The sequence below is a fragment of the Thalassotalea montiporae genome (assembly GCF_053485855.1).
The window spans coordinates 66869-81796 of sequence record NZ_JBQRUO010000005.1; the positions used below are offsets into that span (position 1 = coordinate 66869).

General features: G+C 44.4%; 10 protein-coding genes. 1 reads left to right on the forward strand and 9 read right to left on the reverse strand.

Translation table 11 applies throughout. The features are described from left to right. Positions 1–120 precede the first annotated feature (120 nt). On the reverse strand, positions 121–300 hold the full coding sequence (locus ACSLUR_RS14530) for a DUF2986 domain-containing protein (protein ID WP_448555728.1): 180 nt from the start codon (positions 298–300) through the stop codon (positions 121–123). Between the two features lie 140 nt (positions 301–440). Further along, positions 441–1451 (reverse strand): threonine dehydratase, encoded by a 1011-nt coding sequence (locus tag ACSLUR_RS14535; protein WP_448555730.1) that lies wholly within the window; start codon positions 1449–1451, stop codon positions 441–443. A gap of 82 nt (positions 1452–1533) precedes the next feature. Between ACSLUR_RS14535 and ACSLUR_RS14540 the strand changes: the two genes are divergently transcribed. Then, a complete protein-coding gene (locus ACSLUR_RS14540; protein ID WP_448555732.1) occupies positions 1534–2997 on the forward strand; it encodes an aminotransferase-like domain-containing protein in 1464 nt (487 codons plus the stop codon). 48 nt (positions 2998–3045) lie between these two features. Here the strand turns inward: ACSLUR_RS14540 and ACSLUR_RS14545 are convergent, their stop codons facing one another. The 7 genes from ACSLUR_RS14545 to ACSLUR_RS14575 all read right to left on the reverse strand — a co-directional run bounded on the left by ACSLUR_RS14545 (position 3046) and on the right by ACSLUR_RS14575 (position 14736). Then, positions 3046–3789, reverse strand: a complete 744-nt coding sequence (locus tag ACSLUR_RS14545) for a PepSY-associated transmembrane domain-containing protein (protein WP_448555734.1) — start codon at positions 3787–3789, stop codon at positions 3046–3048. Then, positions 3776–4675 carry a PepSY-associated transmembrane domain-containing protein gene (locus ACSLUR_RS14550; RefSeq protein WP_448555736.1) on the reverse strand — a complete coding sequence of 300 codons (900 nt, stop codon included), beginning with the start codon at positions 4673–4675 and terminating at the stop codon, positions 3776–3778. Before ACSLUR_RS14550 ends, ACSLUR_RS14545 begins: the two co-directional genes overlap by 14 nt. Positions 4676–4760: 85 nt before the next feature. Then, positions 4761–7913, reverse strand: coding sequence for an efflux RND transporter permease subunit (locus ACSLUR_RS14555; protein WP_448555738.1), 3153 nt, complete (start codon positions 7911–7913; stop codon positions 4761–4763). Next, positions 7910–9511, reverse strand: a complete 1602-nt coding sequence (locus ACSLUR_RS14560) for an efflux RND transporter periplasmic adaptor subunit (protein WP_448555740.1) — start codon at positions 9509–9511, stop codon at positions 7910–7912. Before ACSLUR_RS14560 ends, ACSLUR_RS14555 begins: the two co-directional genes overlap by 4 nt. Positions 9512–9531: 20 nt before the next feature. Further along, positions 9532–10959, reverse strand: a complete 1428-nt coding sequence (locus tag ACSLUR_RS14565) for a TolC family protein (RefSeq protein ID WP_448555742.1) — start codon at positions 10957–10959, stop codon at positions 9532–9534. 232 nt (positions 10960–11191) lie between these two features. Beyond that, positions 11192–11680: a hypothetical protein gene (locus tag ACSLUR_RS14570; RefSeq protein WP_448555744.1), complete on the reverse strand. Its 489-nt coding sequence runs from the start codon at positions 11678–11680 to the stop codon at positions 11192–11194. Between the two features lie 107 nt (positions 11681–11787). Next, complete coding sequence (locus ACSLUR_RS14575) at positions 11788–14736, reverse strand: DUF2339 domain-containing protein (RefSeq protein WP_448555746.1); 2949 nt, start codon at positions 14734–14736, stop codon at positions 11788–11790. Positions 14737–14928 lie beyond the last annotated feature (192 nt).

Here is a 14928-nt window from a genome sequence, read left to right on the forward strand (position 1 = left end):
ATTCAAGCGGTAAAGGTATTTAGCGCAAAAATAAGTCGTATTTTGTTACTTAAATAGCATAGTTATCAATGGCGTTTGACAAGGAGAATTAGCGCATTTATTGCGCTAGCAAAGGACGAGTTAATCTTTAGTGTCTACTACTGAGCCATTGGTTTCAGGGGCATCTGTTTCTGCTTGTTCGGCAAGCTTAGCGCGCTCTGCTTTCGAGATATATTTAGGCTTATTGCTTTTATGTAGCTTAGCATTGGCTTTTTTCTGCTTCGCCAACAAGGTTGATTTGATTTTCTTTTTACGGTTCATAAACGATTGTGCTTATCATCGCACTTATCAAAGGTAAGAAATAATTTGCCTATTGTAAGCGATTTACCCAACCAGCTGAAACTTAACTGGTAAAAATTAGCTGCTATAAACTGAGCTGATAAAAGCTAAGCGGCTAATCGCTAGGCCGCAGAAGCACCAACGCTTGCCATTAAATCACCGGAAAGGTAAGGCGATATATATTCACTAAAACGAGCAAAGTCGATGTTACCACCAGAAAGTACAACCCCGACACGCTTGCCTTTCATCTTTCCTTTCATCTGGGCTTGTTCAGCAATCAAGCCCGCGAGCGAGACAGCGCCAGCACCCTCACTTAGGTTGTGCGTCGTTTTAAAGTACAAATACATGGCCTGCGTAATTTGTTGTTCGGTCACCGTTATCACGCGACTGGCACCACCTTTAATAATCTCAAACGCCTCAGGAAGCGGCATGCGTGTGGCAACACCGTCAGCTAAGGTATTTACTTCTTGGCCAGGCATGATTTTGCCAGCGTTAAATGATTCAGCAAAAGCCGGTGCGCCCTCTGCTACCACACCCACTATTTCTGTTTTTATCCCCAATAAATCTCGAGTTTTGATCAAACCACAAATACCAGATCCCATGCCGATTGGCACATAAACGACATCTAAATCTTTTACTGCTTGCAAGAATTCAAGCGCATAAGTCGCAACCCCAATCACCAACTCTGGCGCAAATGGCGCTACTGGTTGATAGCCACTGCTTTCCACTAAAGTGGCACTGTGCTGCCTGGCCGCTTCAAAGTCTTTACCATGCACGACTAAATTGGCACCAAAACCTTTTATCGCTGCATTTTGATCCTCACTGTTGCCCTCTGGAACAACTATCGTCACTGGCATTCCGGTTTTTTGACCTGCAAACGACAAACTTTGTCCGTGATTGCCGCGTGTTGCCGACAAAATACCTGATGGTCTGTCAGCGCGTTGCATCAACTGATTCAGTAAATAAATGCCGCCGCGCACTTTAAAGGCAGTGGTTGGCGTGTGGTTTTCATGTTTTACCCAAACATCACAGCCCAATTGCTTTGATAATTGCGGCCAGTTGTATTGTGGCGTTGGCGGCATAATTTGATAAATAACATCGGCTGCGTGGTTAATATCTGACAAGTTAAACATTACGCCCTCGTTGATCTGGCTTGGCTAAAAACTTGACAAAAAGCATAGAAGTCTTAATTGTATGGTTCAAGAATTATATTGTATGGCGGACAATAAAATCTGGGCACCTAACCTTAACGAAGCACTTGCAACTAATACTTCAAAAAAAAAGCCACTTTACCTGCAAATTGTTGATGCGATGGCGCAAGATATCGCCAGCGGTAAGCTTGCGATTGGCGAAAAACTACCACCGCAACGTCAACTTGCATGGCACTTAGATATTAACCTGAGTACGGTTACCAAAGCGTTTCGCCAAGCAGCAAAGCAGCAGTTAATTTCTGGTGAAGTTGGGCGCGGTACTTATGTGCTTGGCCAAAGCGCCGAGGCTGAACTGTTTTTATTAAAACAATCGGCTGAACAAACCGTGATCGATTTAAGTACCCACCAACCTGCAAAATTACTCGACAAGCACGGTCAAGATAATGCGCTAGAGCTAGCAATTGCCAAACTCAGTGAACAAGCTGGTGGGCTTAGCGAATACCTAGATTACCAGTCACCAAGCTTTGTCGCAGAGCTGAACTTAGCAGGGGCAAAGTGGCTATCGGATTTAGGTTACCCGATCAGCGCTCAGCACTGTTTGATCACCAATACCGCACAAAATGCGCTAATGATCAGCCTAATGGCGTGTTGTCAAAAAGACGAGGTGGTATTAGTAAACGAGCTCACATTTCCCGGAATGAAAGCACTCGCCAAACAAATGGGCATCAAGCTTTATGGTGTAAAAAGCGATCATTTAGGGCTAGTGCCTGAAGCCTTGGCACTTGCCATTCGCACCACGGGCGCGAAAGTACTGGTTTCAGATCCGCTTTATCAAAACCCCACGGCTGCGTCGATGAACGACAAACGCATCAGAGATATCAAAGCAATTATTAGTCGTGAAAAGATATTGTTTATTGAAGAGTATGTCATTGGTGCGCTCTCTGGCAGACCGCCTATTTCTGCAGATATTCAATCGCAATCGATTGTGATTTCGAGCTTTGCCAAAGCGATATCGCCAGGTATTCGTTTTGCGGTAATTGCCGGTCAACACCCTGTGCTGACTCAAATTAGCCAACAAAGCCATGCCACAAGCTGGCAGCTTAGCCCACTCACTGCCGCGATTGCAAAACTATGGATTGACGATGGCACAGCGCATGCTCGAACTAAAGCACAGCAGCAAGAGATAGCAGCGCGATTTAAGTTATTTGCAACGATCTTCCCTAGCAAAGTAACTACAGCGAATGAGTTTACGGACGATAAAGTCAGAGGTAATACTCATAACCAAAAAGCTGACAACAAAAAGCAAGCAAATCCGCTTTGCTCCCATGTTTGGTTGCCGGTGAATCAAGATGCTGATATGGTCGCTGAACAGTTGGAAATTCAAGGCGTGCGAGTCGTTCCAGCGCGTGTTTTTGCGGTCAGCCACCATTTTCCAAACGCGATTCGGGTAAGCTTAACCGCAGCAAAAAGTCACAAAGAACTCGTAAAAGCACTTAACACAATCAAGCAATCTGGCTTTATCGAATAGTCATTAAAAGAATCGAAAAGTAATTAGCACTATCGAAAAGTCATGAACTTAATAGCTCTTTTTGCCAATTCGATATTCACCTTTTGCTGCTAGTTGCACAGACCAAATAACACCACTAATGGCGAGCCAAGCGAAACACAAGGCAAAGAAAATAATCAGCCCATGATTAAAATTGCCGCTTTTGCCGTAGTCCATAAAATGCAGCATAAAAGCAATATCGGCTAAGCGTTTGTGTTGGTCGCTATGCCCTATTACTCGTCCTGTCGCGGCTTCAATATAAACACTTGTCGCCAGATCATCTGCAAAATTGACCTGCCAACTTGGGTTTTGCTGATGGGGAAATTCCGGCAGGTTTGACTCATAAAAGCTCGCATTTACAATATCGCCTTGCCCTGAATAGCTTGCCTTGGCTATTTGGCGGATATGGCTTTCGTCCAAGCTAAATAGCTCGCCAGTATAGGCGTGGAATAGGCTGTATTGATTGACAAAATGGCGATACAAACCTTTTTTATGACGAACAATGTAAATCGGATCGCCAAGCAATTGCGTTAGTTGAATATCGGTTGCTGGTGTCGTTTTGCCAAGAATTACACTGGGCTCTATCAACTGACGCATATCAATATCAGATTGTTGATGCGCCGCTAGCACTGCGCTGCTGCTAGCGCGATACGTATTGCCTCGTGCCTTATGGCTATCCATGACATTAAAATACAAACCAGAAAGTAGCCACAGTAATACTTGCAACGCCAGTAGCAAAGATAGCCATTTATGCGTTGTTCTAATCCATCGCATGAGACTCTCCTTGCTGGGCGCTAGATGAGTGCACAGAGTCAGAATTTGGCTGGTGTTCTTGTCGAAGATTTGGCTTAAACTCGAGAAATTCCTTGCGAGGTGCCATGCGAGATGTCATGCGAGATGTCATGCGAGATGTTATGCGAAAGCACAGTAAAATCATACCGCTAAACACCGCAATCAAGCTTGCGATTATTGCCCAGAACAATAATTGGTTGTCAGCTTCGCCGTCTTGATAATCCATTAAATGAAAACGAAAGAAGTAATCAAAAATGCGCCAATAGTTGTGGCGTTTGGTAACCACTTGCCCCGTTAAGACTGACACATAAATACTGGCACCATCTAACCCTTGATAATCAATGCGCCAAACAGGTAAATGTCTTGCACTTAACTCAAATGGCGCATTTTCTTTAATTAACTCGACGCTCGTTACCTCACCTTCGCCCGTATATTCATGTTCAGCAACGGCGAGTGCTAATGGTTTTGAAAGCGGCGATAATTGCTCACCCGTTTGGGCGTCAACGAGTAGCGTTTGATTATTATCAATTGTGTGAGAGCCATCATCATGCTTTTCACTGGATTTTATCGTTAATTGATAAACAGGTTTATCAATTAACATGGCAATAGTGAAAGATTGAATATTAGGGTAACGCCCAGCAAGCTCTTTAACGGGGAGCCTAATATCACTTGGCGTTATTGTCGTTTGATGGTTTTGAACCAACGAGTCGCCGTGAATATAGTGAATATTAATTGCCACCATATAAAGGCCGGTGATTGCCCAAATTAAAAATGGCACACCTAACACCACCATTAGCCATTTATGCCAAATTCGGCTTAGCTGCTGCCAGCTTTTCTTACGCTTGCTTTGTTTGTATTTATTTTGCACGGATAATGGTGGTTAATGAGTTCAATTTTTAATGTTAGGAGTAGGCGCAACTCACTGTTTATAGTTCTGTTTCTTACGCCCTTTCTTACTCACCTTTTTGCCCTTTTCTGCGCCAGAGATAGTAGACAACAGGTAATACCAGTAAGGTTAACACTAGTGCCGACACCATACCACCCACCATGGGTGCGGCAATTCGTCGCATCACCTCAGCGCCCGTGCCGCTGCCATATAAAATCGGCAATAAACCAATGATAATGGTGGCGACCGTCATCACCACAGGGCGAACTCGCATTCCCGCCCCTTGCAAAACCGCTTCAATAAGCATGGTATTCGTCATTAACTGGCCGCTTTGCTGGCATTTATCTAACGCCGCTTGATAAGCTTGATTGAGATAAACCAGCATAATTACGCCAATTTCCACTGCTACGCCTGCCAAGGCAATAAAGCCAACGCCCACGGCGACAGAAAAATTAAACGACTCAAGGTAAATTAGCCAAATGCCGCCAATCATTGCCAGCGGCAACGTTGCCAGAATAATGGCAACTTCAGTGAGTTGACGGAAATTTAAATACAGTAAAATAACGATAATCGCTAACGTCAGCGGCAATACATACGCTAATTTTTCCTGCGCTCTGGCCAAATACTCATATTGCCCCGCCCAAGTGAGCGAATAGCCCGCTGGCAACGGTAATTCTTCGGCAAGCTTAGCTTTTGCGCTGGTCACATAGCTGGCAAGGTCAATACCAGCGTCAACATCAACAAAGACAATGCCATTTAACCGTGCATTTTCACTTTTAATAGCTGGTGGCCCCAATTTAATGCCAATATTGGCAACATCGCCTAGCGCAATATGTAAGCCACTAGCTGTTACTATCGGCAAGCGAGCCAGCTGCTCTGGCGAGTTGCGCAAATCTTGCGGGTAGCGCAAATTGATCGGATAGCGCGCGAGTCCTTCCACCGTTTGCCCGATGTTCATACCACCGACAGCAGTTGCCACCACTTGCTGTACCTCGGCGATACTTAACCCGTAATGCGACGCTTTGATGCGATCAATGTCGATATCAATGTAACGCCCGCCAGCAACACGTTCAGCATAAACAGAGGCTGTACCTTTATGTTCACCTAGCACTTGCTCGATTTGCTGACCAATTTGCTCGATCACCGCTAAATCACTACCTGCGATTTTAATACCAACTGGCGTTTTAATGCCTGTAGCAAGCATATCGATACGAGTTTTAATCGGCATCACCCAAGCGTTGGTTAATCCGGGGAATTTCACCAATTGATCGAGCTCAGCGATTAAATCATCGGTGGTTATTCCCGCTCGCCACTGGCTTTGCGGCTTAAGCTGAATAAAGGTTTCAATCATGGTCAGTGGCGCAGGGTCTGTTGCGGTTTCAGCGCGACCGATTTTGCCAAACACGTTTTGCACTTCGGGAATGGTACGAATCAACTTGTCGGTTTGTTGCAGTAGCTCCCTGGCTTTACCAATCGACAGCCCCGGATACGTGGTTGGCATATACATTAAATCCCCTTCGTCCAGCGAAGGCATAAACTCGCTACCAATTTGATTCACCGGCATAAAGCCAATGTAAGTCACCACCAAGGCCGCTAATACGGTCGATTTTGGAAATTTGAGCACAGCGTTTAACACCGGCAGGTAAATAGCAATCAACAAACGATTAATTGGATTTTTACGTTCAGACACCACCTTGCCACGAATAAAATAGCCCATCAGCACAGGAATTAGCGTGATCGCTAAGCCTGCTGCAGCGGCCATGGCATAGGTTTTAGTGTAAGCCAGTGGCGAAAACATTCGCCCTTCTTGCGCTTCCAATATAAATACAGGCAAAAAGCTAACAGTAATAATCAATAAGCTAAAAAATAATGCAGGCCCTACTTCCGCAGCAGATTTTGCCACTAACTGCCAGCGCGCTTGATTATCTATTGCGCCATTCGAAGAAGCTTTTTCCAGATGCTTGTGCATGTTTTCAATCATCACAATAGCACCGTCTGTCATCGCGCCAATTGCAATCGCAATGCCGCCCAGCGACATAATGTTGGCATTAATTCCCTGCCAGTACATGATGATAAAGGCCACTAAAACCCCAATTGGTAGGCTGATAACCGCGACCACAGCAGAACGCAGATGAAACAAAAATACCGCACAAACCAGTGCGACTATTGCCAATTCTTCTAACAGTTTTGACCATAGATTTTCAACAGCACGCTCAATTAAATTAGCGCGATCGTAAACAGTGACAATTTCAACACCGTCTGGCAGCCCTTGCTTTAACTCGTCAAGCTTTGCTTTGACGCCAGCGATGGTTTGCTCGGCGTTTTCACCAAAACGCATCACCACCACACCGCCAACGGTTTCACCCTCGCCATTAAGCTCAGCAATACCACGGCGCATTTGTGGGCCAAGCTGAATATCCGCAATATCGCCTAACAGCAATGGTTTACCTTGATTGTTTTTGTCGGCAGGGAGACCTAAGGGAATAGCCGCTAGGCCTTGCTTCGATTGAATATAGCCACTGGTGGTAACCATATATTCCGCTTCCGCCATTTCAACAACCGATGCCCCTACTTCTTGGTTACCCTGCTGTATCGCCATTTGAATATGACTCAGCGGAATATTAAAGGCACGCAGCTTATTGGGATTCACCACTACTTGGTATTGGTTGACCATACCACCAACGGCTGCCACTTCCGATACGCCAGCAACCGCTTGCAGTTCGTATTTTAAGAACCAATCTTGAATACTGCGAAGCTGGCTAATATCGTGCTGACCCGTTTTGTCTTGCAGCGCGTAAACGTAAATCCAGCCAACACCAGTTGCATCTGGGCCTAATTGTGGTTTTGCAGCGGCAGGTAAACTGGGCGTAACTTGTGACAAATACTCTAACACCCGCGAACGTGCCCAGTACAGGTCGGTATCATCATCGAAAATAATATAAACGTAAGAATCGCCAAAAAACGAATAACCACGCACCGTTTTTGCGCCCGGCACCGATAACATTGCAGTGGTTAGCGGGTACGTCACTTGATCTTCAACCACTTGTGGCGCTTGACCCGGATATGAGGTTTTGACGATCACTTGCACGTCAGACAGATCTGGAATTGCATCCACGGGCGTTTGTTTTAGTGCAAACAAACCGCCAGCGACAAGCATCAAGGTTAGCAGTAAAACCAATAACCGATTGTGGATTGACCAGTAAATTATACGCGCGATCATTGGCTAGCCTCGTTAGCACCGATAGCGGTTATCTCTGTTACAACAAAATCACCAGCACGTATCTCAAAAGTAAAGCGCACCTTATCGCCGATGTTCACTGCTGATAAATCCAAGTTTTCGCCAGTGATAAAATCCATGGTGGTAGCTGGTCGTTGCCACTTTTCAATCGCGTCACGGGAAATATTGATAATACGTTGTGCATTTCCCTCTTCTGCATCATCGTCAGCATGGACGATGGCATTAACAATACCGTTAACTGTCGCAGTGGCAGCTGTATCACCAGCCATCGACGACATACGCATAAAATCAGATGAAATGCTGGATTCTGAATCAATTAAAAACTGAGCGGAAATAACCACTTCATCGCCAGCTTCTAGAGCATCAAGAATAGCAACCTGCTCGCCACTCACTTGCCCTAATCTAACTGCCACTGACTTAAACTGCCCGTCACCTAATGCCAATAACACGCGATCTTGCAGCCCAGTGCGAATAACTGCCGATAATGGCACATTAACGGTCGGTTCGCTTGGTGTTGCATCTATCGTAACCTGAGCATACATATTCGGCTTTAACTGCTCGTTAGGATTAATAAACTTAAGCCGAGCGCGCAGCGTGCGGTTATCGGCACGTAAGGTTGGATAAATATAATCAACTTCACCTTGCCATGTTTGACCGGGTAAAAAATCGAGCGACATACTGACCTTGTTGCCGACAGCGATAAAGCTTGCATCACTTTCTAGCACTTGTGCTTCAACCCACACGGAAGATAAATCGCCAATACTCATCAAGGTATTGCCCGGCTCAACATAAAAGCCTTCACGAATTTTTAGGTTGTTGATAACGCCTGACTTGGGCGCGTAAAAAGTAACGGTTTGCTGCACTTGGCGTGACTTGGTTAAGAGTTCAATAAAAGATTCACTCAAGTGCAACGCACTTAAACGAGCTTTAGCCGCTTTTACTAAACTGTTATTTGGGGAGTTTTTGGAGGCATGAGCATTAGCAGTGCTAGCAACATTGGCACGGTTAAGCGCGATTAAAAACTCTTCTTGTGCATTAACTAATTCAGGCGAGTACAAGGTATAAAGCGGCTGCTCTGCCTTAATTTGATCGCCCGCAGCTTTGACAAAAAGTTGTTCAACCCAACCAGCAACTCGCGGGTGAATATGCACAATAGAATCTTGATCGTATTGCACCACACCCAGTGTATTTATTTGATGCACAAGTGGTGATTTTTTGGCGATAGCGGTGCGAACGCCAAGGTTGTTAATCACATGTGGGGCAATGGTTACCGCACCTTCACCGTAATCTTTGCCACTAGCTTGTGAGCTTATTTCATCTTCATAAACAGGAACAAGATCCATGCCCATGGGTGATTTACCCGGTTGGTCGCGGCGATAGTTAGCGTCCATTGGTGCGACCCAATACAATGGCTTTTTCTCTTTTTCACTTGCACTTTCGGCTGTTTCACTTTGACCTGTATCACGATGACTCACGCCACTCGACGGGAACAGTAAGTAGCCGCCTAACACGCCTAACGCCATGCCCAGGATTACCAATACAATCGGCTTACTCGCTATTTTTTTTAACTGTGTATTCATAAAATTTCCTAACAACAATCTTATTTACTTGCCGTATTTTCGGTCGTTGTGGTGAAGTAATAATTTAAGCGACTAACCGCTGAGAGCAGCTCTACATCTATGGTCAATGCCGTTACTTTGGCATTAAGCTCAGCGATGCGTGCTCTCACCACATCGGTAAAGTTGCCATTAGCATTGGTATAAGCCGTTAGCGTTGCTTTTGATTGCTGCTGAGTTTGTTCAAGAATTTGCGATTGATATAGTGTTTGGCGTTTTTTCAAACCGACAACATTTGCCAGCTCTTTTTCAGTTTCACCGAGCATTTTTTGCAGTAGCAAACGTTGTTCTGTTTTTACAGCTTCACTTTCTGCCGTTGCCGCTAACAGCCAATTGTCTTGGCGCTTTTCAGTAAACAGTGGCACTTCAACACTTACCCCAATAGAGAAAAAGTCAGCACGCTCGCCATCATTGCGTTCATTGATAAAGCGGTTGTCGGCATCGTCACGATAACCATAGCTCGCATTGAGCTGCCATTTAGGCTGATACTGAGTTTTGGCAAGTTTAACGCTTTGATGCGCAACTTTTTCATCTATGCCTTGCGCGCGAATTTTAGGATGCGTTAAAAAACGTTGCACAAGATTCGCCTGACTATGGCTTTTGTTGCGACCGTTAAATTCAACCAAAGGTAGTTGGCTAGGTAACTGGATTGATAAATATTCTAATCCCACTGCATCGCTCGGCAGGTACTCAAACAAGGCACCTAGTGCAGCTAAATACTTTTGCTGCTCAGTTGCCAACTTATCATCGAGCTGTAGCAACTCGAGCTGCGCCGCAATAATGTCTTGCTGCTTCACCTTGCCGCTAACACTGCCATAACTGGCCTTTGAGCTATCGACTAATTTTTCAAACAAAGCGCGATCGGCTTCAATAAATTGAATCACCTGCTGTGCGCGAAATGCTTCTAACCATAACAAAGAAACTTGGCGTTTAAGCTGCGCACTTCTGTCTAATCTCAACAGAGGTTGCTTGCCTGCTGTTAGATCAAACTGCGACTTTCGTATCGCTCGCTCACCTTTTCTTGGTAATGTCTGACTGATACCTAACCTTAGCTGTGTCATATTTTCTTGGTTAAAATCCCATGAATCGGTGGGCAAGTTTTGTACCCCAAGCGAAATTACTGGGTCTGAAAAGCTCATCGCGGCTTCGCCTTTGGCAAGGCTTGCCTGTTCTTGATATTGGCTTTGATTCAGCCAAGGATCTTCACTCACAGCGAGGTTAATAGCCTTTTCCAAGGTTAAAGTGGAGGGCACATTAGTCGCGCTGGAAACAGTACTAGCATTTCCAGCAGGTAAATAAGCACTAGCACTAACACTAGCAATAGTAATGACCAGCGACAAAGCTGAGTTATACAGCCTACCGCAGTGGCGAACTTGATAATAAAAATTAACGATACATGTAACGAAAACCATAGCGACACTCCAGTGCCTAGCCCTAGCTTCTATGTAAACACACAACCTTTAAAACCATCAGGGATAAAACCACAACCGGAATAAAGGACGTAATGCCAACTTGTAGCTAACAAGCTTTAACAACATGCACTAATCGCTAGTCAAAAAACTAACTAAAAGCGCAAAAACAATAATAAAAGATGAATTTGGGGCGCAATAAACCCTTATTTTGGGCGCAATAACGCCAAGGCTATTAATCGTGTATTGGAGGTTTGAATAAAGAAGAGAATATACCGCGCAAAGCGACTTGTGTAAGGCCAAAAACCTTATCAGAATTAAACGCTAATGCGAGTGAAGAATTGTCATTAAAAGCTGTAACACTTGAACAGCTCGCCGTTGGACATGAACAATCAGCACCGCAGCAATCCATATCACTCATATCGGCGTTATCACTGTCGCTAATAGTGTCGTTCATACTAGCCATATGCATAGCATGCTCTGCGTGCAAACTATCCTTAGATTCAGTTAGTGTTTGAACTTCTTGTTCGAGACTAGCTTGATTGTGGTGGGCTTTATTGTGATGAGCGTGGGTATTTTGTTCGGTAACCTCAGTGCTGGAAGCGTGGTTCATATTGCAGTTATGCATAGCAAATGCCGATGTCTGAGAAGACACCACCATCACCATTAACAACCACAAAATAACTTTAGAGAGAAACGCTTGCATAACAAAAGAATAGATCACAATTGGCGCAAAGGATAAAGCGCTACGCAATAAATGTAAACCCAAGTCGGCGGTATTGGGCTCTTAGCAGGAAGCCCAATAGATAAGATTTACGTAATCTTTAGAAGTTACCCCGCCTCATTAACAAATGACTTATTCAGCTCGTCAGCTTTGCCTGCTTCTTTGTTAGATAAGCGTTGATACCAAAATGATGCAACCAAAATAAATGCGCCTATGCCCATAAATAAGATAACTTTTTGCCAAAGTAAGGCATTTGCAGCGTCAATGATGGCAAGCTTAGCAATGCCAAGCAGAAGTATTGAAAATCCAAACTTAACAACCACTAAACGCTTATCTTTAAGGAATAAAATTAATGCCCCATGAATGGCTAAACTTGGCGCAATGAGCAAATCAAAGCGATAGCTAGCCAACGCCAGCATAGTCACAATATAAGAAACAGCGCCTAAAGCATGTAGCAATAATGGCGTGTTCTCACCAAAGAATCGACCAACAAGCGTGCTTTCCAATAACCCTTTTCTTTGCCAAGCAACTAATAGAAATGCCATTGGCACTATCGCGTACAGCGCGTCAACGAAGGTAAGCCCCCAAGCCAGTATTATCGACGCGCCAACCACAGCGACAATTAACCGCTCGTTGCGCATTAAGTGCGAAGAATACTTTAAGAACACTAATTGAGTAAGCCAAATAGTCGCGCCCAACAACACGCCGGTCAGCATGCTATTGGTATAGCTTGCGATATAAATAGGCAGCGCAAAGCTAAGCGACGCTATTCCCAATGAGCAAATATATTGTTCAAGCGCTTTGTCTATCGCTTGCCTTTCAATATAAAACGCGACGCCGTATAAAATTGCAAACCCAGCGATAGCAAACAGCCCCAATATAGGCTCAACAACCGCAATTAAGCCGATAAATAGTAGACTAGTGAAGAGTGTCAGCAATTTTGCTTCTTTAACAATAATGTCTTGCTTTAACTTATGCGCAAGCAAATGAGCAATCATAGGAGACAGCCAAAGAAGCGCCAGCACATCTTCATCTAAGCGCCTAGTTGCTGTACCAATCCAACAGATAGGCAATAGCAAATAGAACAGAACACGTGCTGTTTCAGCATAAGGAATGAGTTTACTTTCTACCTTTGCTCTTCGATAAAATTCAGCCCATAGCCAAAGCTGAATAAAGGCAGATACAAGCGCTAATTGAGCGAATAATGGTAAGGCTGTATAGCGGTAACTATTAACCAGTTGCGCGCCAACATTCACGTAAAAAAGAGCAACCAAAATCAGTACAACGGCTACTCCTTCAATACTTGCTTGGCGACACTGCTTTGCCCGCATTAAAACCGCAAATTGCCAAAGGATAATCACTGCTCCCGTCCAATTATCTATCCAAATAGACAAGCTAGAAACCAGCAAAATAGACAACCAAACAACTTCGATTAATTGCAAAGCTGGTTTAACGCGTTGTGTGGTGATGTTGCCAAACGGACTTGCCTGTGTGATTAACCGTTGCCAAATACCAATAGTTGCAATAATAGCAGTCGAAAGCAGCCAACCGTCAGCAGTTTGTAACGCAGGTGTTGGAAAGTATGGCGCGAGCCCAAACCAACAATAACCGAGTGATAACCCTATTAATACTTGCCCTTGGTTAACAACATTTGACATTAGGTATTGCCTGCCAAGGTAAAGTAACAGTATTCCTTCTGCCGCCCAAGCGATTCCCCAATAGCTATCGCTGACTAAACTAACAACTGTTAATACCGCCCATAGCACACCAGACAAAACGAAAAAATGTGTGTATGGCAGCTTTATTCGATAAAACATGATACTCACCGCGATTGCAGCAGCAAAATTCAGTAAAAAGCTAGCAGCCACTGCAGTTGAGCTAAAACCACTCGATTGCCAAAAAAGAAGCACTACCGCCCCAATCAAGGCAGCGAAAAAAATGAGTATGTTATTGCTTTGCTTAACACTATCTAGCGGCTTGCTCAGTACTAACGTGGTATAAGCAAAAAAGAGTAAATAGAACATATTAACGACAAACGCTGACACTTTCGTATCTTCAACACCGATCACCCACTCCAGTGCCAATACACAAAATGCCAAACAGACATTCGCTAGCCACGGCATTGCCTTGCGATAAGCCAATAGCAAGCTACTACCAGCGATAAAGAGTAACGATAGCAAATAGTAAAGTGATTCAACCTGCACGGTGTTGGACAAAATCGGCATAGTCGCAATACCGATAATCCCCATACCCGCGACGAGATTTGCCCCAAGCCAAAGTGCTAAGCCATGACAAACAATGGCAACAACAAAATACAAAAACAGTACAACAAGGCTAGGGATAAGCCCATAAACACTGCCGGTAAAATACACTGTGCTATATGCCAGCAATAATCCCAGCATCACGATGGCCGTCGCAAATTCACTAAAGCGAGTTTTAAGCCTTAATCCAATGCCTAAACCGATAACACCAATTGCCGCTAGCGCCATTAATAATGACTTAGCGCCAACGCCGAGTTGATCAATTAACAACTGCATCAGGTAACCAAAGCCCGCCAGCGTTAGGCCCACACCTGCAATAGTTAAAAATACAATGCCTAACATTCCCCGTGACTTGTAGGATTCATAGGCATTGACGAGAGGAGATAACCAATCAAAAATAGAGAACAGCAAAGGCTGTAAAAATGCCCAAATGGAAAAATACGATTTCGTTTTTGATGCCTGTGCTAATAGTGTATGGCTGCCGTCAGCTGTGGTTTCTTTAGGGTGTATTTTGCTAGTTTCTGAAGAATCGTGAGGAATTGGGCTTTGAGAAGATGAAACAGAAAAAGATGATTCAGTATTTGTTTGCCCAGAGTCGATTTGCTTATGATGCAAATCAGAATTGTCTGACGTTTCAGACACACTTGCCAGCTCATCCTGCTTACCCTGTTCACCAGCAACGTCATTACGCGCCAAGCTGTTTAAACGAGATTCCATTGCTCGAAAACGCTGATTAACATCGGCTTCAAGCGAAGCCAGCTCGGCCTTGAGGGCTTCGATTTCCTTGTCCACCATCTTGAACTTCCTGTCACTTTAGATAACTTCAATATATGACAGATAGGTTACTGCTTTCAAGTTGCTACAGCTAAGCTTGTTCATCTGCTGTTAGCCGTGTTCTTAGCGCTACTTAAGTTAATCACCACCACGCTCTAAATAATCGGTAAGCTCGTTTAGTATGTTGGTTGACCTGTCTATTACTTTATAGTT